This is a genomic window from Vibrio sp. 11-4(1) (assembly GCF_013048625.1).
Lineage (GTDB): Bacteria > Pseudomonadota > Gammaproteobacteria > Enterobacterales > Vibrionaceae > Vibrio > Vibrio diabolicus.
In genome coordinates this window covers 21,022-46,629 of record NZ_VHSY01000009.1, presented here as the reverse complement: position 1 = coordinate 46,629, position 25,608 = coordinate 21,022, and the positions used below count along the sequence as shown (strand labels likewise).

Below are 25,608 nucleotides of genomic sequence, written 5' to 3'. Positions count from 1 at the left end.
GGGTGAATAGACGAAAAGAATATATCACTCAGTAAAAAGAAGCGGTACAAAGATGAACGTAAAGTGTGAGAGATTTATAGTAAAAGGTCACGTTCAAGGCGTCGGCTTTCGTTACCATACTTCCCATCAAGGATTGAAACTGGGTTTGACGGGTTACGCGAAGAACCTAAACGATGGTGATGTTGAAGTGATGGCGTGTGGAACAGACGCACAAATAGCTGCGTTTTCCGAGTGGTTGAAAGAAGGCCCGCGAACGGCAACAGTAGAGAGTGTGATACAGGAGTCTGCGTCATATAAGCCGTTGCGCGGTTTTAAGATTTTGTAAATTCTACAAGCATTTAGCTGGCTTTGGTAGGCCGGCTAATTTAGTCGCTTGTTTGGCTGGCCCCTTTTTAAACAGCTTGAATAGATACTTACTGTTACCTTTTTCTGGGCCGTGCGCTTTTTCCATTGCTTTGACAAGCATACGCACAGCAGGGGAAGTATTAAACTCTTCATAAAAATCTCGCACAAAGTGCACAACTTCCAAATGAGCATCCGTAAGCTCGATGTCTTCTTCTTTTGCTAAAAGCTCAATCATACCTTCTTCCCATTGAGTATGATCCAGTAAGTAGCCTTGAGCATCAGTTTCAATTTCTTTGCCGTTGTAAACGAACATAACGTTTTATCCGCTAAGTGAACATGGATGTTTATAGATTAGCGACAGGTGAGGATGTTCTCAACAAAAGAATCTCGAAGTAGTGCCGAGCGAAGCAAAAGCGTACAAAATGGTGAGTGCTTTTTGACTGAGCCAGGTGCTTTGATATAAATGCTCTTTTAATCAAATAAATAGGAAACTATTCAGTTTGTTAGAAATTTTTCGGGGTGAGTACTCGGGATTTTGCATAGATATACACAAACGTCTCAATTTATGATTGGTTTGTCAGTTAAATTGGCCGTTTTAGATAGGTCAATCACAACGAGCGTAAACAAGGTTAAAATCAAGAGAATAAATTTTAAAGAATCGTTATGTTTTTGAGGGTTTAATAATGACTGGGAGCTATTAAACTGGATATGGAATGGTCGGATTTTTTAGTTTCAATTGGATGGGCGTTGTTGCAAGCCTGCTTTACGATATTCTCTTTTCTCTGTTTGATGGGAGCTGTACAACATAAACCTTTAAAAAAGAAATATGCTTGGCTGCGTTACTTTTGCGGACCACTCCTTTTTGTGAGTTGGGGAGCCATGCTACTGACGCCAGCAATATCAGCATATAGGCTATTTAGTGTCGCTGAGGAATCACTCGTCTGGTTACCTGCGCTCAAGATGTTCAGTTACTGGTGGGTTGCGTTTGGAGTATTTTGCATTTTGTTATCAGTTGATGAGCGACTACGAGCTTAAGATCAGTTTTCCTTAAATAAAACAACTAAATACAAAATTGCCAGTTGGGCTTACTAACTGGATATAAATGGCAGAGCAATACGGCTTTATCGAAGAATTTGTTTGAATTAGATGTCTAACAAGTGCAATTTTATATGCGAGTGAATAGCTTACGACGTTGTGTTTGCTCTTATAGACCGATATTCTCTTGGTTGATAAGCAACCTACATTCTGGTTGTAAACAATAATGATGACAAGGAGTTAGTCATGTCGAAACAACGTTACATTGAAATAATGACAACGTAAAATCCATTTGGTCTATTGAGCGTATTTGGAAGCTCGCAGAATCCCTACCTGTAGAAGAAATTGCTATTGATGATATCAAAGGCCCTAATGAAGTGACCTGGTTTAGTGATGATGGACCACAGCCAACCTGTCGTGAGATCGCGAAGCATTGCCAACGCATCAACAATGCCGATTTGTCGTATCCCGTAATTTTAACCAATGATTACCGCGTTTTTGATGGTATGCACCGAATTGCTAAGCAGATCATGTTGGGTGAAGATACGATTAAAGTGAGACGTTTTAGAGAAAACCCTGAGGCTGATGAAGTTATCGAGTTAGCAGTCGAACAGGTGTCATGCACTTAACCACTGACAAAGAAAAAGCCCGAAGGAGTTACCTTCGGGCTTTTAGTATTCACCTTAGAGCGAACGATTAATCGTCGTTCATAATACCTAGAATGCTTAGTAGGCTGATGAAGATGTTGTAGATTGATACATACAAAGTTACTGTCGCAGAGATGTAGTTTGTTTCACCGCCACGAATAATGCTTTGTGTTGTCATCAGGATCGCCATCGTAGAGAAAATGATAAACAAGCTGCTCAACGCCAAGTGTAAAATGGTTGATTGAATAAAGAAGCTTGCAATCATACCCACAACAAGCACAACAAACAGCGATAGCATCAAGCCGCCCATCATAGATAGGTCACGTTTTGTTGTTAGTGCATAAGCTGATGCCGCCATGAAAGATAGCGCCGTACCACCTAGAGCGGTTAATACGATATCGCCCATCCCAGCACCGATGTACATGTTTAAGATTGGACCAATAGTGTAGCCTAAGAAACCAGTGAATAAGAACGTAAACACAAGGCCAAGGCTGTTGTTACGGTTTTTCTCTGTTAAGAATAACAGGCCGTAGAAACCAACCAACATTAGGATGATTCCTGGATGTGGCAGGTTAAATGCCATTGCTACGCCAGCAACGACTGCCGACCATAAAAGCGTCATTGAAAGTAGTGCGTAAGTATTACGCAACACTTTGTTTGTTTGTAGAGCACTTTCTTGTGTTGAAGTGCGGGTAAACATTGGACTGTTCATAATCTTCCTCGATAAGAGACTTTCTTTTAAGTACATTTATGGGATTGAAAGTTCAAAAAATCAAGCCCTAACCATGCGTAACTTAGATAAAATAATAATAGAAATAAGATGTTATGTATTTGACAACTTGTAACACAATATTACTGCAGAGCAAAGTCATAGCAATTGTCACACAGAATTTTGAATTTAGTAACAAAAAGCACTGACTTCATTGAAATCAGTGCTTTTATTATTCCAGTTGCAAAAGATCTTAGTGATGTAAGATTTGCGCTAGGAAATTTTGAGTTCGATCTGATTGAGGGTTTTCAAAGAAATCAACAGGGTTGTTCTCTTCGATGATCTCTCCTGCGTCCATGAATATCACGCGATCGGCAACCTCTTTCGCAAACCCCATTTCATGTGTCACACAGAGCATGGTCATGCCTTCCTCGGCGAGCTCGACCATTACATCCAACACTTCGCGAACCATCTCCGGATCAAGTGCTGATGTTGGTTCATCAAAAAGCATGACTTTAGGGTTCATACACAAAGAGCGAGCAATCGCCACGCGTTGTTGCTGACCACCAGACAACTGGCCAGGATATTTCTCTGCTTGGTCCGGAATTTTAACGCGTTCCAGATATTTCATCGCGACCGCTTCTGCCTCATCTTTAGGCATCTTCTTCACCCAAATAGGCGCGAGCGTGCAGTTTTCCAGTACGGTTAAATGAGGGAAGAGATTAAAGTGCTGAAAGCACATGCCCACTTCACGGCGCACAGCTTCAATATTTTTTAAATCTTCAGTTAACTCCGTACCGGAAACATAAATACTGCCAGCTTGGTGCTCTTCGAGGCGGTTAATACAGCGAATCATCGTTGATTTTCCTGACCCTGATGGGCCACAGATTACGATTTTTTCCCCACGCTTAACATCGAGGTTAATATTTTTTAGTACGTGAAACTCACCATACCATTTATTCATGTCCTTCAATTGGATCATATAGTCTTGTTGTTGCGTCATAATACGTCCTTGAGCTTGATGAGTTATCGTTTGTGACCGGTATGAAGTTTGTTTTCAAGCCATATCGAATAACGCGACATGCCAAAACAAAATACCCAAAACACTAACGCGACAAATACATAACTTTCAGTAGCAAAGCCTAGCCAGTCAGGGTCGGTGTTTGCTGCTTGTCCTATACCTAGTACGTCAAACATACCAATGATAAGAACCAAACTGGTGTCTTTAAACAATCCGATAAACGTGTTCACGATAGAAGGGATCGTAATCTTCAGCGCTTGCGGCAAGATAATAAGCCCTGTTTTTTTCCAGTAACTTAACCCAAGTGCGTCGGCAGCCTCATATTGGCCTTTTGGAATCGCTTGTAAGCCACCCCGTACCACTTCTGCCATATAAGCCGAGGCAAACATCACTACACCAATAAGAGCGCGAATAAGTTTGTCTGTCTCGGACCCTTCGGACATAAACAAAGGCAGCATAACGGAAGCCATGAACAGAACGGTAATCAGTGGCACACCACGCCAAACTTCAATATAGACGGTACAAATACTGCGAATGATGGGCATCTCTGAACGTCTACCGAGCGCGAGTACCACACCAATAGGTAATGAAACGACAATACCGACTAGCGCAATAATGAGCGTAACGAGTAATCCACCCCATTTGTGTGTATCGACCACTTCTAGCCCAAATATCCCACCGTATAACAGCCCAGCGATAATGAATGGGTAGATGTTTACGAAGAAAAGCCAAATCCAAATCCGTTTCGGTGTCTTTTCATACGCTAGCAACACAGTAAATATAGCCAATGTGACGTAGAAAAGGCGAGGGCGCCACAGTTCAGACTCAGGATAGAAACCGTACATGAACTGCTCCCAGCGCACGCTGATAAATACCCAGCAAGCACCTTCTCGGCCGCAATCGTCACGCGTCGAACCAATCCAGTCCGCGTTGATAAACGCCCAATCAACGATATGCCAAATTGCACTAAAGACAAGATAAGCAAGAATTACGGTAACAATGGAATTGACAGGTCCATTAAATAGGTTTTTCCGCATCCAACCAACAAAGCCGACGGTATTGGCTGGTGGTGGGAGATCCGGTTGAAATTGATGAGTACTCATATTATCTCTCCACCAGTGCGACTTTACGGTTATACAAGTTCATTAATGCAGACGTAATCAAACTTAAGGTTAAGTACACGCCCATCGTCATCGCAATGATCTCAATCGCTTGCCCAGTTTGGTTCAGGGTAGTACCAGCAAAGACAGAGACAAGATCTGGATAACCAATCGCCATCGCTAACGATGAGTTTTTGGTGAGGTTGAGATATTGACTGGTTAAAGGTGGAATAATAATTCGTAACGCCTGCGGAATGACAACAAGCTTTAAAGTTTTCGCGCGTGGTAAGCCCAGCGACATCGCCGCTTCCGTTTGACCATGGCTAACCGCATTAATACCAGAACGTACAATTTCGGCAATGAAGGAGGCGGTATAAACGCTCAATGCCAAAAGTAGTGCGGCAAGTTCAGGAATAATGCTAATACCACCTTGGAAGTTAAACCCTTTCAGTTCAGGATAATTTAGTGAAATTGGCATACCAGCAAGGAAGTAGACAATCAGCGGAAGGCCAACGACTAAGCCTAAAGCTATTCTTCCCATTGGCGTTTGTTGCCCAGTTAGGCGTTGCTTGTTATTCGCCCATACATTAATCAACAAGCTGGCGATCACCCCGAAGATTAATGCAGCAATAACAAAGCCACTGCCTGGCTCCATTTCTGGTGCTGGAAAATATAAACCACGAACATTCAAGAAGATGGCTTCGCCAAGGCTCAAGCTTTGACGCGGTGAGGGTAATGCTTGAAGAACAGCGAAATACCAGAAAAATATTTGTAGAAGAAGTGGGATATTTCGGAACGTTTCGATATAAACAGCAGCCAAGCGACTCACTAACCAGTTAGAAGAAAGGCGAGCGACCCCCATGGTAAAACCAATCACGGTAGCCAGAATAATACCTAATACGGAGACCAGCGCTGTATTAAGAAGGCCAATAATAAACGTTCTGCCGTAAGAGTACGTTTCATCGTATTCAATTAGCGTCAGCCCGATACCAAACCCGGCTTCTTGATTTAAAAAACCGAAACCCGTAGCGATCCCACGAGCATCTAAGTTGTTCAGTGCGTTATTTATAATCGTGTAAAAGAAAAATACCAGTGCAGCTATGGCAATGATCTGGAAAATAGCAGAACGAAAGGCGGGATTATAAATCAAGCTCTTGCTTCCGCTCGGTTTGGACATCGTACTTGGCGATGCATCTTTTGTCGGTTTCATACAGCGATAACCTCAAACCTTAGTTATAGATATCTGCCTGTATAAATAGTCACGTCCTTGCTGGTCGAAGCATGTTTTCACCAGAGCTAAACGGCGATATTCGAGTTGAAATAGCCTATCTAAGCGAATACTTCTTGCCATTCAATGAGCGGTCCTTACTCATACAGATGGATAAAATCAAGAAAAAGGGCGGCATGAACCGCCCTGATTAACTTGTTCTATCGGATTGGTGGCGCGTACATAAAGCCGCCTGCATTCCATAGCGCATTAACGCCACGAGAAATTTCTAACGGCGAACCAGTACCGACTGTGCGTTCGAAGCTTTCACCATAGTTACCGACTTGCTTGATAACTTGGTAGCCCCAATCATCACGAATACCCAAACCTTTGCCTTTCGGACCGTCAACACCAAGAATACGTTTGATGTTTGGATCTTTCGATTTCAGCATTTCATCCGCATTTTTCGAACTAATACCATACTCTTCGGCGTTAATCATTGCTGATAATGTCCACTTCGCAATGTTGAACCATTGGTCATCACCTTGACGAACGACGGGACCTAGTGGTTCTTTGGAAATGATTTCCGGAAGAACGGCTGCAGAAGAGGGATCTTTCAGGTTTAGACGCAATGCATAAAGACCAGATTGGTCAGTCGTTAACACATCACAACGTCCTGCATCGAAACCTTTTGACGTTTGGGCTGCCGTATCAAATACGACCGGCTTGTATGACATACCGCTGTTACGGAAGTAGTCAGCAAGGTTCAGCTCAGTTGTTGTACCGGACTGTACGCAAACTGATGCACCATCAAGCTCTTTTGCGCTTGAGATGCCAAGATCTTTCTTCACCATGAAGCCTTGACCATCGTAGTAGTTTACCCCTACGAAGTTGAGGCCAAGTGCAGTATCACGATGCAGTGTCCAGGTGGTGTTACGAGAAAGCACATCAATCTCACCTGATTGAAGCGCAGTGAAACGTTCTTTCGCGGTTAGGGGTACATATTTAACTTTCGTTTTATCCCCAAGAACGGCTGCAGCCAGTGCTTGGCAATATTCTACGTCGATACCTTCCCATTCACCTTTTGAGTTAGGGTTAGAGAAACCAGGTAGACCGGTACTTACGCCACAAGTAAGAAAACCTTGTTTTGTGACTTTGTCCAGAGTAGTGTCTGCTGCTTGAGCTGATGTTGCCATCATCGCAGTAGAAGCCGCTACGACGGAAGCAAGAACTGTGAGTTTATTTGCCATTTGTATCCTTCCTGTATGATCCATGTTTAGTCAGGAGTGACCTGAAATAACGTGTCCAATTCGTTAGAGTTATCGTCCTACGTGATTGATTTTCGAAGAAACGGTATTCGATAGATCAACCAGTTATAAGCGTAGGAAAGGATCTGTTAATTCTCAAATATATAATTTAAATGAAGTTTTGAGAGAACTTACAAAGCGCCTTGAGATTTAGAATGACGAAATGTTAATTGTTTGTAAATAGTGCAAATCATGGACAATTTGGTGCATCAGAACAATCAATAGAAGAGTGAACAATACAAGAGAATAAAAAGTTGTTATTAAAACTGTCATTAGGTGAGCTTGGTGAAGTTCAGTAAAAATTCGAACAAAAATTATTTGTGATACCGAAACAGGGTGATGAGCTTGCCCCATTTTTGGTAGCATGGTCTGCAACAGCTAATTAGAGTAATCATGGATTGAAATGCGATATTTTCCTCTGTTCTTAGATTTAATCAATAAACCCGTTCTTGTCGTGGGCGGCGGTGAAGTGGCAAGCAGAAAGGTGGAAGCTTTGCTAAAAGCAGGGGCGGATGTCACTATCGTTTCTCCAACGTTGGTCGATTTTCTGTCTAAGCTTGCTGCAGAGCATCAAGTGCGCTGGGTGCAACGTTTCTATTCAAGTGACATTGTCACTAAAAGCTTTGTTCAAGTGTGGGCCACGACAGATAATCCTGAGCTAAATCACCAAGTGTATAAAGATGCGAAAGAATTAGGCATCCTAGTGAACGTTGTTGATGATAAGCCTTATTGTGACTTCATTACGCCCTCTATGATCAATCGTGGCCGCATACAAATTGCTATTTCTAGTGGCGGCGCCTCACCAGTTTTAATTCGAAACATCCGTGAAAAGCTTGAATCGATACTGCCACAAAACATGGGGTTGATGGCGGACTTTGCTAACTCAAAGCGTAATTCGATTAAAGAAGCACTACCTAGCGTCGATTTACGTCGTAAGTTTTGGGAGCAATTCTTCTCGAATCCTGAGGTTGAAAACGCGCGAGATAATAGAGAGTTAGAAACGATTTACCAAGCGACCATGGCAACACCTTTGGATGAAAAGGGAAGTTGTACTTGGATACAGGTAGGGAAAGACGTTGAGATGTTGCCAATTAAGGCCGTGCGCTACATGCAACAAGCCGAGCTAGCACTTTACTCAACTCGATGCGAAGCGAACGTGTTAGAGCTAATACGAAGAGATGCAGAGCGAGAAGCTTTCTCCAGCGCAGCTGAACTCTCTGATATGTTGACCAAGGCTAAATCTGAAAAGCTTCGAGTTTGCGTGTTTATCCCTAAAGGGACGAGCGAGTTCTTATTGCTGCAAGGGCAGGACTTGGTGATATAACCACGTTAAAAAGTGGGTACTTGGCTTGCTCGATTAAAAGGCCAACAAAAACGCCAGCGGACTATGCGCTGGCGTTTTTAAACTAAATTACTTCTCAGACTGAGTTAATCACGGAAGTTGTTAAACTGGAATGGTATGCCCATCTCTGCTTCACGAATCGCTGCCATTGTCGCTTGCAGGTCATCACGTTTCTTACCAGTAACACGTACCTTGTCGCCTTGAATAGAGGCTTGTACTTTTAACTTTGCGTCTTTGATAAGTTTCACTACTTTTTTGGCTGTTGGTGTATCGATACCTTGGCGGAAAAGCAGAGTTTGGTGCCAATTCTTACCAGTTACATCTGGGTCCTGTGCATCCATTGCGTTTGCATCAATATTACGCTTTGCCAAGTGGCTACGTAAAATATCGCGCATTTGCTTAAGTTGGAAGTCACCTTCCGCAGACATTTTTACGTTTTCTTCTACTAGCTCAAAGCTCGCATTAACGTTGCGGAAATCGAAACGAGTAGACAATTCACGGTTAGCATTATCAACGGCGTTACGTAGTTCAACCGTATCGATTTCAGAAACAATATCAAACGATGGCATGAAGATTCCTTGATTATTTTGTTATAGGGACTTTCGGGATTTAACGGCGTTTGCCAGCATATCTAGCATTGTAGCAGTATCTTCCCAGCCTAAGCATGGGTCTGTAATAGATTGACCATACGTTAGGTTGTTGATGTCAGTCATTGGTTGATTGCCTTCAAGAATAAAGCTTTCAGCCATGATACCCGCAATACGAGTACTGCCTGACTTAATTTGGTTACAAATGTCTTGAGCAACGTCGATTTGTTTTCTGTGCTGCTTCTGACAGTTTGCGTGGCTGAAATCCACAACCAAACGTTGTGGCAAGCCAAACTCGGCTAGAGCATCACACGCTTGTTTTAATGACGCTTCATCAAAGTTAGGGCCTTTCTCTCCGCCGCGTAAAATAATATGACCATATGGGTTACCACTTGTACGATAAACCGTCATGCGGCCATTCTTATCTGGAGAGTAGAAGTAATGCGAGGCTTTCGATGCGCGAATTGCATCAATTGCAATTTTTACGTTGCCATTTGTGCCATTTTTGAAACCAACTGGGCAAGACAGCGCCGATGCCATTTCACGGTGAATTTGCGATTCTGTTGTACGAGCACCGATCGCGCCCCACGTGATCAAATCCGCTATGTATTGACCAGTAATCATATCAAGAAACTCAGTAGCAGTCGCAAGACCAAGCTTGTTGATATCCAGTAGTAGTTTACGTGCTTTATGGAGACCAGCTTCAAGCGCGTAAGAGCCATCTAGGTTAGGGTCGGTAATTAAACCTTTCCAACCAACTACTGTACGAGGCTTTTCAAAGTAAGTACGCATCACGATAAACAGTTCGTCTTTGTACTTGTCTTGGATTTCACTCAGGCGAGTGGCGTAATCAATGGCAGCTTCAGTGTCGTGAACAGAACACGGACCTACAATCGCAAGAAGGCGATCGTCTTCACCCGATAAAATGTTTTCAATCTGACGACGAGATTGAGCGATACGGTCTGCAACGTCATCCGTAATAGGATGTACACTACCTAGCTCTGCTGGGGTAGGCATTGGACCCAAAGGTTGGGTTCTCAATTCATCTGTTTTTATAGGCATGTTATAGCTTTATTCTCTATTGCGAAGGGGTAAAGATAACGGAATTACAGGCAGGAATAAACCGTTTCACGGGAATCTTCGCCAGGAAATACCGAATTGTATACAAAGGTGTAGGTATTCATTTAAATGACTTATGTATAAATGACAAAACTTGATCATTAAATCAATATATATACATTTGAATTTATAACCATTTCATCTATCTCACCATTAGGCAATCAAGATAACTGCGGCAAACCTCATGTTTATCTGTGTGACAATGTCACTAAATTAGTGGCTAAATAACTCGTGAGATCGAGCTTTTGTTAACATTTCTTTGACATCTATTTCTTTCGTTGATTAACTGGTCTGACTAGATTGGTAAGGAGACCAAAATGTTATCAGCTGTACGTCGTGCAAATTTGTACCTAAATCTATTTGGCTTTTCTAAAGTGCCTCTGATTTGGCTTTGTCATCCTAAGATCATTGCGATAGATAGCAAGCACGTTGAGGTTCGAATTCCTTTGCGAAGAAGAACAAAGAACCATTTGAATAGCATGTATTTCGGCGCTTTAGCTGTTGGGGCGGATGTAGCTGGTGGTTTTCTTGCTATGAGCAAGGCGCAAGAAAAAGGAGAAGCGATCTCTTTAGCATTTAAAGGCGTCAAAGCCGAGTTTTTAAAACGTCCGGAAGCGGATGTACACTTTGTGTGTAACGATGGTCATGTCATTGATGAGATGCTCGATCATACGTTGGCAACGGGTGAACGAGTGAATCGCGATGTAAAAATCGTCGCGTTGTGCCCTAGCTTACATGGTGACGAACCTATGGCAGAATTCTCGTTGACTCTTTCGATAAAAAAAGCAGCCCAACAAAGAAAAGAGGCTGCTTAGTGATTTGCTGTTTTTAAAAAATATCGCTTTAATTGAGTTCAATCTGCTCAATCGAGACTATTTTGGAGCGGTTTAAGACCACTTTCCAACGGTAATAAACAGGCTCATCGGTGTGGTTGTCCTCTTTGACAATCACATTGAGCAAATGACGTTTCTCTACCGACTCTTTGGTCACTTGCCCTTCATTTAAACGGTAAACTCGGTTTGAGCTTTTATCCATCAAGCGGATGATAGGGCGCAAACTGATGTTCAGTGTTTCTCTTGTTTGCTCATAACCACTCAAGAATAGAGAGGTCGCCATTTCGGTTTTCTCGTGATAATGAAGTATCTGCTCTTCGCGCTGCACGACGCGCTTCTTACGTATTCTTTGAATCTTATCTGGCAAGCTACTTAACGTACGATAATCGAGCCACTCTAATTTTCTGCCTACCACTTTTTTCGTTGTTGGATCAACATACTTCTTACGCCACTTTGGCTTGCCTTTACGGATCCATCGCCACATCGCATCGCGCAAATCATCTTTAAAGATTTCTCGTAGAGCATAAATAAATGACATCGCGATAATGAAGGACGCGGAAATTTCCCCAAGGTAATCGCGAGCGAGAATCACGGTTGAGGTCACGACAACCATCACCAAGCCAGTAGCAATACCTTTGATAGCACGCTTGATGTTGTTACCCATTGATACGGTTTCTTCACGAAGCACGATAGGGTGTTCAATCAAGCGTCTTAGCAAGCGCATTTTGTTAGATAGGCGAGTAACGTCTTCAACGACTCTTGGAGAGTTGTACTTGTTGAGTTTTCGATGGGCTTGCTCTTTTTCACAGAGCGTGATCAAGCGTTTCTTAATCGTGCCATAATCGCCTTCACGCGGGAGATGAGCCACTAGAGATAAAAACTTCTGCTCGGTATACCAAGACAGGTAGTTATCGATGTTAACGTAGTACCGTTTTAAGTTCTCTTCATAAGGAATAGAACGTCGCAAGCGCTTTAAGATCTCAAGCGTGAGCTCGATAACTTCGTCTACTTCATCTTCCGTTACGGAGTTGTTCTGATGTTTGTTTAAACTTGCCACCGCTTTGTCTAGCGCGATAACGTATTGGTACGCGAACAAACTCAAACTTACTCGGTATTGTTGATTCGACAGGCGTCCACGTTTGGCAAGTCGACTGTGTACTAGCGGTAGAAGGATTTCAGTACTGTAATAAGAGCGTTGCTGTGTGATTGAAGTGTAATAAAATTCGGATTCACTGATGATATCGGCGTTTAAACCAAGCTCACCAGGTATAAAAAAGTAAATATCTAGGTCGACACTTTTGCTCTTTGCGAGTGCATGACTGATTTTTAATGTTATTGAGTCTTGTTTATCGACGGTGACCAAAGAAAGCTCCTGACTTTGTTAAAGCATTCTTAACTTATGCGTACTGTTGAGCAGGTAAGCATAAAAGTGCTAAAAGAGTGACTGGGGCATATAGCTGAACGACAACAGCATAACAGAGCACTATGCTTTTCTCTCTGATTTTCTTGTTAGTTTAGGTATAATTCCACGTAAATTTAAAAAGAGACAAAATCAATGATTAAAATTGGTCAAATTAACAGCTTAGAAGTCATTAAAAAGGCTGATTTTGGCGTATTTCTGGATGGTGATGATTACGGTTCTGTTCTACTGCCTAATAAGTATGTACCAGAGGGTACTGAAATTGGTGATCATGTAGACGTATTTTTGTACTTCGATTCAGAAAGCCAGCTTGCTGCGACCATTGAAAGACCTATTGCCCAAGTGGGTGAATGGGGCTTAATGAAGATTGAGGGCGTCAACGCGACAGGTGCTTTTGTAAATTGGGGCATCAAAGAAAAGGATCTACTTATTCCTTTTAGTGAGCAACGCACTCGCTTCTCTGCGGGACAAACTATTCTTGTCTATGTATATACTGACAAAGCGTCAGGCCGCATTGTTGGTACGACTAAGTTCAACAAATGGTTAGACAAAACTCCGGCGAATTATGAAGTTAACGAACAAGTTGATTTGATCATCGCAGAGCGCAGTCAACTTGGCTACAAAGCGATTGTTAACGGTAAGCATTGGGGCATGATTTTCCCATCAGATGTGTTTGGTAAGCTTTACATCGGTAAGAAACTGAAAGGCTTTATTAAGCAAATTCGTGAAGATGGCAAAATCGATCTCGCGCTACAAAAAGTCGGCGTGGCAAAAATGGACGATCTTTCTAGCAAGATTCTTGATCTGTTAGAGAAGAAGGGTGGCTTTTTACCTTTGAACGATAAGTCTTCTCCTGAAGCGATTTTTGACGCTTTCCGTACAAGTAAAGGTACTTACAAAAAGACCATTGGTGGATTGTACAAGCAGGGCAAGATTGTTATCGAGAAAGACGGTATTCGTCTGGCGTAGCCCAAACTCACGTATAGCGGATCTGCAGCCAAAAAAACGGCCCAAACTTTTCCTTTTTTTGGGCCTAGGGGAAACGGCTCCGCAGAGCCTGCGCTAAACTTTTTCCAACAATAATTTTGTTGGTGAACATAGAGAGAAATGCCATATCAAAGCATTACTTTGATACAACTAGTTTAGTACAGCGTATCCGGATCGCTAGCGAGCCCAGTTGCTTTCATACTTACGAATTAAAAAGCCATCGCAAATACGATGGCTTTTCATTTATTTATGATTCGTTACTTCTTTAAAATAAGTTCTTATCTCGTACTAATTCGCGAGGAAGACCATTCTTTATTCTGTTGCTTACCCACTTTCCAAGGCCAATGACTGCGCCTTGATAGGTGACAAGTACTTCGCCTTTACCTGTTTTAATTCCCTCAGGAATCGTTTGTGGGCGAACATCACGTCCCATGTACCATTCGCGCGCTTCTTCAATACTGAGTTCAATGGCGTTTGCCTCAGAGCCTGTCGCTAATGCCGTTGCCACCTGATGCTGCCAACGGTAGCCATTTTTATGGGCTTCCGCGATCTTGATACCCATACGGGAGAAGCGTAATTCGCCGATCATTGGCTCTAAAGAATTAGGGAACAACCAGACATCTTTATCGCGAAGCCATACAGAACTGTCATTCGGAAGTTCAATACCTAACGCACTTTGCAGCTGTTGGGCAATTTCAACCGATTCTTTTTTCGATGCTTTGGTAAACGGGAACTTGCCCATGCGCTTTTTGACCTTTGGTGGTTCAATAGCAGCCAGTTTACGAATTCTTGCAACAAAGAACCCTTCGCAGTCGTAGACCTGTGGAAAGATATGCAAAAAACCTTCTTCAGTTAGAGCAGCATTTGCGTTTTCAAACAAGGTCTCAAGGCTTTCAAACTCAACGGCATCACCAAAGGTTTCTTTCAAGTGATGACAAACTTGTTGGTTTTCTTCGGTACTGAGTGTGCACGTTGAGTAAACCATCACACCACCGGGCTTTAGTGCATGGAAGGCGCTTTCAATAAGATCTTTCTGTGTGTCAGCTATGTCGAGCACGGAAGCTTGCGTCCAGTTTTTCATTGCATCTTCGTCTTTGCGAACGGTGCCTTCGCCGGAGCAGGGCGCGTCGAGCAGAACCGCATCAAATTGTTCTGGTAGCCAACCGCCAAAAACGCGCCCATCGAAGTTACTTAGTGCGGCGTTACGTACACCACAACGTTCCACGTTGGCATGCAGCACTTTTACACGACTTGCGGCGTATTCATTAGCCACGAGAACGCCTTCATTGTTCATTAAAGCCGCGATTTGAGTGGTCTTTGATCCTGGTGCAGCTGCTGTATCTAACACGGTATCGTAAGATTCGTCATTCATAAACAGCGCAGATACTGGCATCATTGAACTGGCTTCTTGAATGTAGAATAAGCCTGACATGTGCTCTGCAGTGTTGCCTAATGGTACAACTGACTCGTCCGCTTCAATCCAAAACCCTGTGTCACACCAAGGCACAGGAGAAAGCTTCCAGCCTTTTGCGTCTGCACGTTCTAGAAACGCTTCAACACTGATCTTCAACGTATTAACACGAATACTTTTGCGCAGTGGCTTTTGGCACGATGCGATAAAGTCTTCCATGTTGAGGTGAGCAGGAAGGATAGTTTGGATTTTTTCCAGAAACGCGTCTGGGATGTAAACATTAGGATGCAATGTGGGATCTCGTTTGCAGAATTTGTGGCAAATAATATACGAAAGCGAAGCAGAAACGAATAGTGACAAGGGCCGAGCAATAAAAAAGAGCAGCGATTGCTGCTCTTTTAAGGTACTCAAACTTCAATTGTATGTGAATTGAGCTTTATTCTACGGCTTAGGAATCGCAGTACGCCATTGAGTCCAACCTTCTTCAGCTTGTGGATACAAAAAGAAAGATTGCCCACTTTTTGCCGCTGGTGGAATAGTCGATTGTTCTGGCGTTGAAAACGCAATTCCTCCGCGAACTAAACTATCAAATGTGCCCGCTTTGATGTTCGCACCAGTAATTCCGATGGAGACATCTACTCCTGAAACATTCCAAAACACACTGTTTTGACGAACGAGGTAAGCATATTCAGGCTGTATCTTGATGGTCGTGACGACGCGATCGGCAAATTCTCCTAGGCTCACGTCGGTTACTTGGCCGACTTCCATCTGGCGGTAAAGAATAGGCGTTCCGACTTGTACTGAGCCTCGTTGTTCACTTTGTAAAGTAAACATCATGCCCTGAACACGTTCTGAACCGTTTTCCAACTGAAAATCAAATTTAGCTTTACCTTTACCTGGCTCAACACTGATGGATTTCGACACCAATGCGCCAAGGTTTTTCACGCCCCCTAAGCCAATCTCTGGCTCAGTTAGCCAAAAATGTGAGCCTTCAACCGCAATGTTTTCTACATATTCAGGTAGGATTCTTGCGGTAATTTCAACCATATTGCGACGAAAATTCGGTACAACCAGTGTGACTTCACCAACTTTGACGCCTTGATACTCTATCGGCATTCCTTTGGCAATTTCTTGTGAGCCGTCTGTTTCTAACGCAATAACGCGTCCAAATTTGCGTGCGGTTTTTTGATCTGTATATAACTTCCAGTTGTCTCCAATTTTGTTTTCAACGCCAGGAACAGAGTCAAAAGCGATGCCACCTTCGATTAATGATTTTAAAGGGTGAGCTTTCACACTCACGCCAGCTAACGATGCATCTATCTCGATCCCTGAACGGCTCCAAAAGACGGTTTGCGGTGTTACGAGGTAAGCAAAGCGGTTTTCGATGGTTGCTTTAATTAACACACCGCCATCAACCAATTGGAAATCGGAGACGTTACCAACAGGAAGATTACGATAGAGCAGAGGGCTGCCTTTGGAAATCGGCGGCAATTCAGAAGCAAACAGTGTGAGTGCTCTAGAGCCACTTTGGTTGTACTGTGCTAGTTCTGCCAATGATTCGTTTTGGAATAGTTGATACTCTTTTTGAATATCTTGCTTGCCTTCGCTTACAAAGCTAATGGACCCAGTTAACAACTGTTTTGCCGGAGGAACGGTAACGCTGAGGCCCGATTCCGTTAACTCTGCAGAGGCACTTCCGGTTACATAAAAACGGTTGTTTGATTTGATCAGGTGTTTGTATTCATGATCAATCAATACGTCCATAAATACTTCATGTTGCGATTTTTTACCTTCTTCAACTAAGCCTACGTTGATAATTGAACCGACAACGATGCCTTTGTAAAGCACGTTGGCACCGCTATCTAGGCCAAACGAGTTGTCAGACACTAAACGAATAGCGATGGACTTTTCTTGCTGTTGGTTAAAAACGTTTTTACGAATGGCAGTAAAGCGGCGAGAGCGATCACCGGCACCTGGAACAATGGTTAAGAAGTTTCCTCTCACGAGATTGGCAATGTTTTCAACACCAGAGAGGGACACTTTTGCTTCTTCTAAGACGAATCGGGTACCTGTCGTCAGCATGTCACTGAAAGCTGGTTGAATTGCCGCTGACGCTAATATCACTTCTCGCCCTTCGGATAGGTTTAAGTCTGTAACTTGGCCAATCTCGATTCCGCGATACATAATGGGTGCGCCTTCGCCACTGATTTTACTGTCATCAGGGAGGACGATTTTAACAGCGATACCTCGACCTGCAGTTTTCAAATCTTTATACAGACGGAATTCAGTATTCTCTTCTACAGGCTCACCGTCATCCGGAGAATCGACGGCGATCGCGCCTCCGAGTAGAGCACTCATGCTTTCTAGCCTTACATCGACGCCTTCAAAACCGATGCTGGCACCGATTCCACTTACGTTCCAGAACCGACTGCGGTTGTTAATGATATGTCGGTATTGATCCTGGATGTTGGCTTGAATCGTGATAGATTTTGCGTCTTCATCCAGCTGGTAGCTGTAGACTTCACCGATTGGAATTTTCTTATAAACAATTTGAGATCCAATCGACACACCACCTAAATCGCGGCTTTTGAGTTTAATGTTCAAACCTTGTGAAACGCGCAAATCTGTTGGTGCAGAGTCTAACGCATGGAACGTTGTTTCAAACTCTTGACCATCTCCAGGTTGAATCGATATGTAATTACCCGACACGAGCGCATCGAGCCCAGAAACTCCCGTTAGGCTTGCTGTTGGTTTTACCAGCCAAAAGCGAGTTTTATCGTTCAGCAATTTTGCCGCTTCAGGGTAGATATCGGCATCAACATAAATACTGCCGAGATCTTCAGTGAGGTTAATGTCTCTCACCATACCGACTTCTAGCCCTTGGTAACGGATAGTGGTTCGCCCAGCGACCAAGCCAGCAGCGTCAGAAAAATAGATTTGCACCCGTTGTCCTGCATCGTGTATCGACTTCACCACAAGCCAGCCAGCTAAGACCATGGTCAAAATTGGCAAAAGCCAAAGAGGAGATATGCCTTTGCTCCGCTTTACATCTGGTACGTATGACGTTTGAGAACTGTTCTGATCACTCATTCATTGACTCTTTTTCTGATTGTGTTGGGCCTGTTTGGTCCCAGATTAGCCTTGGATCAATACTTTCCGCTGCAAGCATGGTCAATACCACGACAACACCAAAGGCCACGGCGCCATATCCTGGTGTGAAATCAAGTATCTGACCACGATCGACTAAGGTCATCATGATAGAAATAACAAACAAGTCCATCACAGACCATTTACCGATCCATTTAACAACAAAGTAAACCATCATTCGTTGTCTCTTAAACACCGAACGTTTGAATTGAATGCAAAGCATGATGTAGGCAAGGCCAAGTATTTTTACAACTGGCACAACAATACTGGCCACAAAAATGATCACTGCGATGCCATACATACCGCTTTTTACCAACCCAGCTACGCCTGAGAAAATAGTATCTTCCAAACGTTTGCCATTGGTCAGCAAGATGGAAATAGGAATCAAGTTGGCTGGGAAAATCGCTATCGTTGCCGCAATGAGGTAAGCCCATGTCTTCTGAATGGAGTTGGGCTTGCGATGATATAACTCGTGGTGACAACGCCGACAATGGTCACCTTCAGGTTGAGACAGGTGGCACTCATGGCAATGCACGTCTTTGTGTTCAAAGGAATAAAGACGTTCTGGCTTCCAGGCTTCCCAGTAACGACGCACACTGATTCGAGAAACTAACAAAACGGTAAATATCTGCAAAAGAACCAGACCAATTAACCCTGGGCCTACAAAAATGTCGGAATAATCTTGGAGTTTGAAGCAGGAAATGGCGATGCTAACTAAGAACACATCCAGCATTACCCAATGTTTCAAATGTTGAATTAGCCACAGTGAAACACGAAGCCCTCGAAACCACCGTTGATGCAGCGAGATATGTGCCGTAACCACTGAAACACAAACCGTCAGCGGCGCTAGAGAGCTACAAAATAGAATAAGCAGTGAAAGAAGAACAAAGCCTTCTTCCATCAATGTGATCATCCCTGAAGGTAGGGTTGCCGGAATCATCACACCAAAGAGTCGGATACTAATAAAGTTAAAAAAGTGTGATGGAATAAATAGCAGGATACAGGTTATCGCGACGGCTAAATTACCTGAGAGGCTAGGGCTACCGCCTCGATACAACTGTGTGCCACAACGAGGACAGTGTGCATTTTTTCCATTGGGTAAGTCGACGATATCGACAGGCAATTCGCAACCTTGGCACAAGCGCACATTATTTGGCTGCATGGCGTGCTTAGACAGAGAGGTCATAACGACCTCTCTAACTTGACCGATTTAAGCGTGGGACTGTATGCCCCCATATAAGGTTTGATATAAGCCTTCTTGCTCAACTAACTCACCATGAGTACCTGTTTGCGTCACTTTTCCATCTTCAAGCACGTAGATCAAATCGGCTTGTTTTACGGCTGATAGACGGTGCGCAACGATTAATGTTGTTCTACCACGTAAGAATTCAGTCAATGCTTTGTGCAATGCCGCTTCAGTAGCGGTATCAAGCGCAGACGTGGCTTCGTCTAAAATAACAAATTGAGGATTACTCAGCACCATTCTTGCGATGGCAAGGCGTTGTCGTTGACCACCTGACAAACGAATGCCGTTACGGCCAACTTGAGTATCCAAACCGTGGTTCAGTTGAGAAATAACATCTTGCAGCTGAGCAACTTCGAGTGCTCGCCAAAGTGACATTTCGTCAAAATTCCCACCGAGCGTTAGATTATGCCTCAAGGTGTCGTTAAATAGTATAGGTTGCTGTAATACCACGGCAATTTTGTCGCGAATTACTTCAAAACCAATATCTTCTGTTAATTCATCATTAAAGCGAATGCTACCGGAGTTTTGACGATAAACCCCAATAAGTAGTTGTATTAAGGTCGACTTACCGCCTCCGCTCGCACCAACTAACGCCACTTTCTTTCCTGCCGGTATATGTAAAGAAAGGTTATCTAGGACTTTGTTTTCATTATTATAAGAGAAGTCTACGTTTTCTACTTTAACATCGACTTCTCTGTCTTCTTTGAAAGGATTTACCTTAGGTACCGGTCTTTGTTCTTCTTCTAATACTAATAAGTCGTTGATGCGTTTTAACGCAGCTTTCGCGCTGTACCAAGAAAACTGAATGCCGAGCAGCTCTTGAACAGGAGACAACATAAACCATAGGTAACCAAAAACAGCAAAGATTTGACCAATAGTGAGGTCACTAAACATGACCATCAGCATGGCGACGGCTCTGAATAACTCAAAACCGATTAAGAAGAGTAGGAAAGAGACGCGACCTGCCGCCTCTGATTGCCACGCATACTTGTCTGCATCCACGCGAACTTGGTTCGCACTGTCTTTGAGTTGCTGGAGAAATTCTCGCTCTTTATTGGCTGCGCGCAGCTGGTAAATGCCATCTAATGTTTCAACTAAACGGTTTTGGAAAATTTCAAAAGAATGATTTTCCTTCCGTTTCAGATGTTTAACCATACTTCCTAGTTTACGTGAGAAGTAAATGACAATAGGGTTAACTAGCAGAATAAATAGACCAAGTCGCCAGTCGAGCCAAAGCAGAACGATGGCAGTACCAATGACCGTTAAAAAACTGATAACGAATTTTGCTAACGTAGAACCAATAAATTTATCGATGGTTTCAATGTCAGTGATAAGGTGGGCGTTGATGCCTCCGCTGCCTTTGGTTTCGTATTGGCGGATGCTGATACGACCAAGTTTGTCGATCATTTTACTGCGCATCTCAAACGTGATCGTTTTAGAAACAAGTGTAAATTGTCGGCTTTGAAGGATATTTAACCCCTGACTTGCAGCTCGCATCAGGACGACCAAGAAAAGGGTGAAAAATATATAACCCGTCGGAGTGTGCCACGCTTCAGGGAGAATGGCATTCATAGCAGCTAAGCCTTTTGCTGGTTGGTCCAATAAAACCTCATCAACCATCAACGGCATGAGAAGGGGGATTGGAACACTAATCAAGGTTGCAAGCACCGCTATCAAGTTCGCTATGATCAGCTTGGACTTGTGCTTTTTTACTTGTGTTATCAACCAAGAACGGCTAATAGTGTCATTTTTCAGAAGCATTGTAATTGAGAATAAGTCCTATTATAAAGTAGGGCTGCATTTTAGCGCCATACAGTGAGAATGGAAGCTTTTATAGTAAGTAGGAAGTTAATATGAACATAGAACAATACCATAGACTAACCAAACAAGCCGTTGCTCTAATTGAGTCTGAGCCTGACTTTATTGCTAACCTAGCAAACTTGAGCTCACTGCTTTTCATGGAGTTGGACGATCTTAACTGGGCTGGCTTTTACCTAGCAAAAGGTGAAGAGCTCGTTCTTGGTCCGTTCCAAGGAAAACCAGCTTGTGTCCGCATTCCTATGGGGCGCGGTGTCTGTGGTACTGCTGCAAAAACTAACACTATACAAAGAGTATACGACGTTCATGAATTTGAGGGACATATAGCGTGCGATGCAGCGAGTAATTCGGAAATTGTGATTCCGTTTTCTATCAATGGAGAGGTGGTTGGTGTCCTTGATATTGACAGCCCAAGTATTGGTCGATTCAATGAAACAGACGAAGAAGGTCTCACTCATTTCATGGCTGAAGTAGAAAAGCTGCTTAATTCACACGCGAACGACGCATAAATTAGCCCTCGAGTGTGGTTTTTCCTTGGCATGTCACTATAATACGAGAATATTTTTTCTTAATGCTTCGCGGAAATCCGCTCAAATCAGGAACCCTCATGACTGAAAAGTTAAAAAACAGCAAAGAAGTTATTGCATATATTGCTGAATGTTTCCCTAAGTGCTTTACTTTAGAAGGTGAAGCAAAACCTCTGAAAATTGGTATTTTTCAAGATCTTGCGGAACGTCTAAGTGAAGACGAAAAAGTAAGCAAAACACAGCTTCGTGCAGCGTTAAGACAGTACACTTCATCATGGCGTTACCTACATGGTGTAAAACCAGGTGCAGTACGTGTAGACCTAGACGGCAACCCTTGTGGTGAGCTAGAAGAAGAGCACGTTGAACACGCGAAAGCGACACTTGCAGAAAGCAAGGCAAAAGTTCAAGCTCGTCGTAAAGAACAAGCACAAAAAGCTCGTGAAGAGGGTAAGGCGAAAGCGAAACCAGCGGCTAAAAAGCCTCAACAGCCTCGTCGTACTAACAAACCAAAAGTACAAAAAACAACTAAGCCTGTAGAAACGCGCGCTCTAAATGCTGACGAAATCACAGTAGGTAACGCAGTTAACGTGAACATGGGCAAAGGAAACATGGCAGCGACCATTGTTGAGATCAATAAGGATGATGTACGTGTTCAACTTGCTAACGGCCTACAAATGGTTGTGAAAGCGGAGCACTTGCGCGCATAAAGGAGATACTCCTACGCATGAATTGCCGTTCAAAAGTGACACTGATTGCTGCTAGCTTATGGCTAGCAGCATCAGCTCAGGCTCTCGAAGCCAAACTACATAAAGATGACTTGCCGGTTCTCGCTCCTGAAGTTCAGCACGAAACAGCTAGCAAACGAGTCACCTCTCGATTTACCCGCTCTCATTATAAGCATTTCAGCCTCAATGATGATTTCTCCAAAGCGATCTTTGAACGCTATGTAGAATTGCTTGATTATAATAGAAATATTTTTACTCAAGCGGACATCGACTCTTTTAAAGACTGGTCAATTGAGCTTGATGATCAGCTAAAAGCTGGTAACAACCAAATTGCTTTTGATGTTTATAACCTCTCAATGCAAAAGCGTTTCGAGCGCTTTGCTTATGCGTTAACGCTACTCGACGAAGAGATCAAGTTTGATACTGATGACGAGATAGAGTTAGACCGTTCTGAAGCTGCATGGCCAAAAGACGAAGCAGAGCTCAACGAGTTGTGGCGCAAGCGTGTGAAATATGACGCGTTAAATCTGAAACTGACTGGCAAAGAGTGGCCAGAGATTAAAGAGGTTTTAGAGAAGCGTTATAACAACGCGATGAAGCGGATCACACAGACTAATAACGAAGATGCATTCCAGTTATATATGAATGCCTTCGCCCGACAAGTCGACCCTCATACTAGCTATCTTTCTCCACGTAATGCTGAGCAATTCCAATCGGAAATGAACCTTTCTCTGGAAGGCATTGGTGCCGTTCTGCAAATGACTGACGATTACACAGTAATTCGTTCACTTGTTGTTGGTGGCCCTGCGTCGAAGAGCAAGCAGCTTGGCGAAGGGGATCGAATCATCGGTGTTGGACAAGACGGTGAAGAGATTGTCGACGTGATCGGTTGGCGTCTGGATGATGTAGTTCAATTAATCAAAGGCCCAAAAGGCACAAAGGTTAATCTACAGATCTTGCCAGAAGGTAACGATGCGAAGAGTTACATTGTCACAATTGTTCGTGACAAAGTTCGCCTAGAAGATCGCGCAGTGAAGTCGGAGATCATCGAAAAAGATGGTAAGAAGATTGGTATTTTAGAAGTGCCAAGTTTCTACGTCGGTTTGTCGAAAGATACCGATAAACTGCTTGCTGAGTTGAAAACCAAAAACGTTGACGGCGTAATCGTTGATCTACGTAACAACGGTGGTGGTGCATTAACGGAAGCGACAGCATTAACAGGGTTATTCATTAAAGAAGGTCCTGTTGTTCAAGTCCGTGACAGCTATGGTCGTATTAAGGTGAACGCCGATACTGACGGAAAAGTGAGCTACGATGGTCCGCTGACGGTGTTGATTAACCGCTACAGTGCTTCAGCGTCTGAAATTTTTGCAGCAGCAATGCAAGATTATAATCGTGCAATTATTTTAGGTGAAAATTCTTTCGGTAAAGGTACGGTTCAACAGCATCGTTCACTGAATCATATCTACGATCTTTTCGATAAAGAGCTAGGCTACGTTCAGTACACGATTCAGAAGTTCTACCGTATTGACGGTGGAAGTACGCAAAATCGTGGTGTTGCACCCGATATTTCGTACCCAACACCAATTGAAGCTTCTGAAACGGGTGAAAGTGTAGAAGACAATGCACTACCTTGGGATCAGATTGATAAAGCAAAATATCAAACCTTCCCAAGCAACGAAGCATTAGTTGAAAAACTCACCGCTCTTCATAACAAGCGTATTTCTGATGAGATGGAATTCCGTTTCATCAATGAAGACATAGAGAAGTATCGTAAAGAAAAAGACGATAATATGTTGTCTTTGAACGAGAAAGTTCGTAAGGCTGAATCGGATAAAGCGGAAGCTCTTCGATTGCAACGCATCAATGAGCGTCAAGCTGCTTTAGGTAAGGAAGCATTCAAAACATTGGATGATATACCTAAAGATTATGAAGCGCCTGATGTTTATTTAGATGAGTCTGTTGCGATTATGGTTGATCTGCTCAAGCAGAAAAATCAGTCATAATAACTGGCAATTCAAAGTAAAAAGAGTGAGTCTTTCAGGCTCACTCTTTTTTTATGTCTTTTCATCTTTGTTTGTATTGAGTATCAAGTAAGATATTCGCTTATTTTTTCCCAATAATTTACGTGATCTACATCTAAAATTTCGCGAAAGTGAGGACTACTGCCTAAGCTAAAAGAAAACGATAAGGATGCCGATATGAAATGGTTCTTTATTTTACTTAGCTTTTGCTGCTTTAGTGTGTTTAGCGGAGAAAACACCAGAGAAGATGAATTAAGTCACTTTGACACGCCGTTTCTCATTGGAGACTGGTATTTAATGAACCCAAACCCCGAAGAGTCGGCTGAAAATTTTCGTGCGATAAAACTGTCACTGGGTTCCGACTACAGCTTTTCTATTGATATTCAAAAGAAAGATTATTCTGTCGATCATTGGGAAGGATTGTATAACGCCAATGAAGACACCATCGTTCTTGGCTTAAACACAGATGAGCCGCAAATTTATGCCTATCGCAATAATCACAATACACTTGATCTTAATGGTGTGACTTTTACTAAAGGGTTGTCTAACTCGCTAGCGGGCATATGGTCTAGCTCTTATGTATCCGGAGATGGCCTTGTGGCAAACAACATCAACCATATGGATCTGATACTTCAACCTGACTTCGTGTTTATGTTTCGGGTATCCAACGAAGAAGGGGATGAGTCAATCAAGCAAGGTGTTTTCTACACAGAAGATGAATATTTAGTCTTGCTCTATGAAAATGGCGAGCACGGGACCACCTATAAGCTCAACAAAAATGAATTAACGATTGAAGATTCAAATGGCGATATGTACGCGGTACTTAATCGGGTAACGCCTTGATAGCTTACCTTGCTACGACAAATTACGCGAGCATACGGTAAATTGTCAATGTTGTTTAAATGTTAATCAAAAAACGGAGCTAGAGCACTAAAAGCTCCGTTTTTTGATGGAAAGACTTGTATTCTGATACCACAACCCCTACAAATAGCTTATATAGTGATACCAGAACTGCATTTTTGATCATGCAGTCTGGTATTTTTGTTGTTCG

Annotated in this window: 22 protein-coding genes and 1 pseudogene; 10 read left to right on the top strand and 13 right to left on the bottom strand. The window is 43.0% G+C overall.

Annotated features, from left to right (window positions below; translation table 11 throughout):
• Nucleotides 1-52: 52 nt before the first annotated feature.
• Nucleotides 53-325, top strand: coding sequence for an acylphosphatase (yccX, locus tag FKN16_RS18570; RefSeq protein ID WP_005396574.1), 273 nt, complete (start codon nt 53-55; stop codon nt 323-325).
• Between the two features lie 3 nt (nt 326-328).
• On the opposite strand, the gene FKN16_RS18565 is transcribed toward yccX, so the two are convergent.
• Complete coding sequence (locus tag FKN16_RS18565) at nt 329-658, bottom strand: TusE/DsrC/DsvC family sulfur relay protein (protein WP_005377396.1); 330 nt, start codon at nt 656-658, stop codon at nt 329-331.
• Nucleotides 659-1,626: 968 nt separating this feature from the next.
• Here FKN16_RS18565 and FKN16_RS18560 point away from each other — a divergent pair.
• A pseudogene (locus FKN16_RS18560) lies at nt 1,627-2,009 on the top strand (chromosome partitioning protein ParB).
• A 67-nt stretch (nt 2,010-2,076) separates the two neighbouring features.
• On the opposite strand, the gene FKN16_RS18555 reads toward FKN16_RS18560, so the two are convergent.
• From FKN16_RS18555 to FKN16_RS18540, 4 genes are all read right to left on the bottom strand, one after another.
• The gene (locus FKN16_RS18555) at nt 2,077-2,739 is read right to left on the bottom strand and encodes a Bax inhibitor-1/YccA family protein (protein ID WP_005396571.1); all 663 of its coding nucleotides are present in this window, start codon (nt 2,737-2,739) and stop codon (nt 2,077-2,079) included.
• 250 nt (nt 2,740-2,989) lie between these two features.
• Nucleotides 2,990-3,739 (bottom strand): amino acid ABC transporter ATP-binding protein, encoded by a 750-nt coding sequence (locus FKN16_RS18550; protein ID WP_005377400.1) that lies wholly within the window; start codon nt 3,737-3,739, stop codon nt 2,990-2,992.
• A 23-nt stretch (nt 3,740-3,762) separates the two neighbouring features.
• The gene (locus FKN16_RS18545; RefSeq protein ID WP_170903336.1) at nt 3,763-4,860 is read right to left on the bottom strand and encodes an amino acid ABC transporter permease; all 1,098 of its coding nucleotides are present in this window, start codon (nt 4,858-4,860) and stop codon (nt 3,763-3,765) included.
• Nucleotide 4,861: 1 nt separating this feature from the next.
• The gene (locus tag FKN16_RS18540; RefSeq protein ID WP_006743259.1) at nt 4,862-6,067 is read right to left on the bottom strand and encodes an amino acid ABC transporter permease; all 1,206 of its coding nucleotides are present in this window, start codon (nt 6,065-6,067) and stop codon (nt 4,862-4,864) included.
• A gap of 71 nt (nt 6,068-6,138) precedes the next feature.
• On the opposite strand from FKN16_RS18540, the gene FKN16_RS18535 reads away from it, so the two are divergent.
• Nucleotides 6,139-6,279, top strand: a complete 141-nt coding sequence (locus FKN16_RS18535) for a hypothetical protein (RefSeq protein ID WP_005396568.1) — start codon at nt 6,139-6,141, stop codon at nt 6,277-6,279.
• 6 nt (nt 6,280-6,285) lie between these two features.
• On the opposite strand, the gene FKN16_RS18530 is transcribed toward FKN16_RS18535, so the two are convergent.
• Entirely contained in the window at nt 6,286-7,314 is a 1,029-nt protein-coding gene (locus FKN16_RS18530) for an amino acid ABC transporter substrate-binding protein (protein ID WP_005396567.1), read from the bottom strand.
• 460 nt (nt 7,315-7,774) lie between these two features.
• Here FKN16_RS18530 and FKN16_RS18525 point away from each other — a divergent pair, with 460 nt between their 5' ends.
• Complete coding sequence (locus tag FKN16_RS18525; RefSeq protein ID WP_006743261.1) at nt 7,775-8,695, top strand: bifunctional precorrin-2 dehydrogenase/sirohydrochlorin ferrochelatase; 921 nt, start codon at nt 7,775-7,777, stop codon at nt 8,693-8,695.
• Nucleotides 8,696-8,799: 104 nt separating this feature from the next.
• Here FKN16_RS18525 and FKN16_RS18520 read toward each other — a convergent pair whose 3' ends face one another.
• Nucleotides 8,800-9,282 carry a YajQ family cyclic di-GMP-binding protein gene (locus FKN16_RS18520; protein ID WP_048626417.1) on the bottom strand — a complete coding sequence of 161 codons (483 nt, stop codon included), beginning with the start codon at nt 9,280-9,282 and terminating at the stop codon, nt 8,800-8,802.
• Between the two features lie 21 nt (nt 9,283-9,303).
• A complete protein-coding gene (locus FKN16_RS18515) occupies nt 9,304-10,362 on the bottom strand; it encodes a 3-deoxy-7-phosphoheptulonate synthase (RefSeq protein WP_170903335.1) in 1,059 nt (352 codons plus the stop codon).
• 374 nt (nt 10,363-10,736) lie between these two features.
• On the opposite strand from FKN16_RS18515, the gene FKN16_RS18510 reads away from it, so the two are divergent.
• Nucleotides 10,737-11,234: a DUF4442 domain-containing protein gene (locus FKN16_RS18510; protein WP_170903334.1), complete on the top strand. Its 498-nt coding sequence runs from the start codon at nt 10,737-10,739 to the stop codon at nt 11,232-11,234.
• Nucleotides 11,235-11,262: 28 nt separating this feature from the next.
• On the opposite strand, the gene FKN16_RS18505 is transcribed toward FKN16_RS18510, so the two are convergent.
• The gene (locus tag FKN16_RS18505) at nt 11,263-12,615 is read right to left on the bottom strand and encodes a hypothetical protein (RefSeq protein ID WP_104971743.1); all 1,353 of its coding nucleotides are present in this window, start codon (nt 12,613-12,615) and stop codon (nt 11,263-11,265) included.
• A 192-nt stretch (nt 12,616-12,807) separates the two neighbouring features.
• On the opposite strand from FKN16_RS18505, the gene FKN16_RS18500 reads away from it, so the two are divergent.
• Nucleotides 12,808-13,641, top strand: coding sequence for a S1-like domain-containing RNA-binding protein (locus tag FKN16_RS18500; protein WP_005396561.1), 834 nt, complete (start codon nt 12,808-12,810; stop codon nt 13,639-13,641).
• Nucleotides 13,642-13,924: 283 nt separating this feature from the next.
• Here FKN16_RS18500 and rsmF read toward each other — a convergent pair whose 3' ends face one another.
• From rsmF to FKN16_RS18480, 4 genes are all read right to left on the bottom strand, one after another.
• Complete coding sequence (rsmF, locus tag FKN16_RS18495) at nt 13,925-15,361, bottom strand: 16S rRNA (cytosine(1407)-C(5))-methyltransferase RsmF (protein ID WP_104971742.1); 1,437 nt, start codon at nt 15,359-15,361, stop codon at nt 13,925-13,927.
• Between the two features lie 150 nt (nt 15,362-15,511).
• Complete coding sequence (locus FKN16_RS18490; protein WP_170903333.1) at nt 15,512-18,160, bottom strand: MlaD family protein; 2,649 nt, start codon at nt 18,158-18,160, stop codon at nt 15,512-15,514.
• A complete protein-coding gene (locus tag FKN16_RS18485) occupies nt 18,153-19,403 on the bottom strand; it encodes a paraquat-inducible protein A (RefSeq protein WP_006743266.1) in 1,251 nt (416 codons plus the stop codon). The genes FKN16_RS18490 and FKN16_RS18485 overlap by 8 nt, the downstream gene beginning before the upstream one ends.
• Nucleotides 19,404-19,427: 24 nt before the next feature.
• The gene (locus FKN16_RS18480) at nt 19,428-21,224 is read right to left on the bottom strand and encodes an ABC transporter ATP-binding protein (protein ID WP_006743267.1); all 1,797 of its coding nucleotides are present in this window, start codon (nt 21,222-21,224) and stop codon (nt 19,428-19,430) included.
• A gap of 92 nt (nt 21,225-21,316) precedes the next feature.
• On the opposite strand from FKN16_RS18480, the gene FKN16_RS18475 reads away from it, so the two are divergent.
• The 4 genes from FKN16_RS18475 to FKN16_RS18460 all read left to right on the top strand — a co-directional run bounded on the left by FKN16_RS18475 (nt 21,317) and on the right by FKN16_RS18460 (nt 25,400).
• Nucleotides 21,317-21,790: a GAF domain-containing protein gene (locus FKN16_RS18475; protein ID WP_065646467.1), complete on the top strand. Its 474-nt coding sequence runs from the start codon at nt 21,317-21,319 to the stop codon at nt 21,788-21,790.
• A gap of 98 nt (nt 21,791-21,888) precedes the next feature.
• Complete coding sequence (gene proQ, locus FKN16_RS18470; RefSeq protein WP_046876216.1) at nt 21,889-22,515, top strand: RNA chaperone ProQ; 627 nt, start codon at nt 21,889-21,891, stop codon at nt 22,513-22,515.
• A 17-nt stretch (nt 22,516-22,532) separates the two neighbouring features.
• The gene (gene prc / locus FKN16_RS18465) at nt 22,533-24,539 is read left to right on the top strand and encodes a carboxy terminal-processing peptidase (protein WP_005396554.1); all 2,007 of its coding nucleotides are present in this window, start codon (nt 22,533-22,535) and stop codon (nt 24,537-24,539) included.
• 195 nt (nt 24,540-24,734) lie between these two features.
• Nucleotides 24,735-25,400, top strand: coding sequence for a hypothetical protein (locus FKN16_RS18460; RefSeq protein ID WP_005396553.1), 666 nt, complete (start codon nt 24,735-24,737; stop codon nt 25,398-25,400).
• The last annotated feature ends 208 nt before the right edge of the window (nt 25,401-25,608 follow it).

What these genes read in the sequence shown, in the direction of transcription:
- yccX (WP_005396574.1), top strand. Translation starts at nt 53, where the DNA reads ATGAACGTAAAGTGTGAGAGATTTATAGTAAAAGGTCACGTTCAAGGC.
- FKN16_RS18565 (WP_005377396.1), bottom strand. Translation starts at nt 658, where the DNA reads ATGTTCGTTTACAACGGCAAAGAAATTGAAACTGATGCTCAAGGCTAC.
- FKN16_RS18555 (WP_005396571.1), bottom strand. Translation starts at nt 2,739, where the DNA reads ATGAACAGTCCAATGTTTACCCGCACTTCAACACAAGAAAGTGCTCTA.
- FKN16_RS18550 (WP_005377400.1), bottom strand. Translation starts at nt 3,739, where the DNA reads ATGACGCAACAACAAGACTATATGATCCAATTGAAGGACATGAATAAA.
- FKN16_RS18545 (WP_170903336.1), bottom strand. Translation starts at nt 4,860, where the DNA reads ATGAGTACTCATCAATTTCAACCGGATCTCCCACCACCAGCCAATACC.
- FKN16_RS18540 (WP_006743259.1), bottom strand. Translation starts at nt 6,067, where the DNA reads ATGAAACCGACAAAAGATGCATCGCCAAGTACGATGTCCAAACCGAGC.
- FKN16_RS18535 (WP_005396568.1), top strand. Translation starts at nt 6,139, where the DNA reads ATGTTTTCACCAGAGCTAAACGGCGATATTCGAGTTGAAATAGCCTAT.
- FKN16_RS18530 (WP_005396567.1), bottom strand. Translation starts at nt 7,314, where the DNA reads ATGGCAAATAAACTCACAGTTCTTGCTTCCGTCGTAGCGGCTTCTACT.
- FKN16_RS18525 (WP_006743261.1), top strand. Translation starts at nt 7,775, where the DNA reads ATGCGATATTTTCCTCTGTTCTTAGATTTAATCAATAAACCCGTTCTT.
- FKN16_RS18520 (WP_048626417.1), bottom strand. Translation starts at nt 9,282, where the DNA reads ATGCCATCGTTTGATATTGTTTCTGAAATCGATACGGTTGAACTACGT.
- FKN16_RS18515 (WP_170903335.1), bottom strand. Translation starts at nt 10,362, where the DNA reads ATGCCTATAAAAACAGATGAATTGAGAACCCAACCTTTGGGTCCAATG.
- FKN16_RS18510 (WP_170903334.1), top strand. Translation starts at nt 10,737, where the DNA reads ATGTTATCAGCTGTACGTCGTGCAAATTTGTACCTAAATCTATTTGGC.
- FKN16_RS18500 (WP_005396561.1), top strand. Translation starts at nt 12,808, where the DNA reads ATGATTAAAATTGGTCAAATTAACAGCTTAGAAGTCATTAAAAAGGCT.
- FKN16_RS18490 (WP_170903333.1), bottom strand. Translation starts at nt 18,160, where the DNA reads ATGAGTGATCAGAACAGTTCTCAAACGTCATACGTACCAGATGTAAAG.
- FKN16_RS18485 (WP_006743266.1), bottom strand. Translation starts at nt 19,403, where the DNA reads ATGACCTCTCTGTCTAAGCACGCCATGCAGCCAAATAATGTGCGCTTG.
- FKN16_RS18480 (WP_006743267.1), bottom strand. Translation starts at nt 21,224, where the DNA reads ATGCTTCTGAAAAATGACACTATTAGCCGTTCTTGGTTGATAACACAA.
- FKN16_RS18475 (WP_065646467.1), top strand. Translation starts at nt 21,317, where the DNA reads ATGAACATAGAACAATACCATAGACTAACCAAACAAGCCGTTGCTCTA.
- proQ (WP_046876216.1), top strand. Translation starts at nt 21,889, where the DNA reads ATGACTGAAAAGTTAAAAAACAGCAAAGAAGTTATTGCATATATTGCT.
- prc (WP_005396554.1), top strand. Translation starts at nt 22,533, where the DNA reads ATGAATTGCCGTTCAAAAGTGACACTGATTGCTGCTAGCTTATGGCTA.
- FKN16_RS18460 (WP_005396553.1), top strand. Translation starts at nt 24,735, where the DNA reads ATGAAATGGTTCTTTATTTTACTTAGCTTTTGCTGCTTTAGTGTGTTT.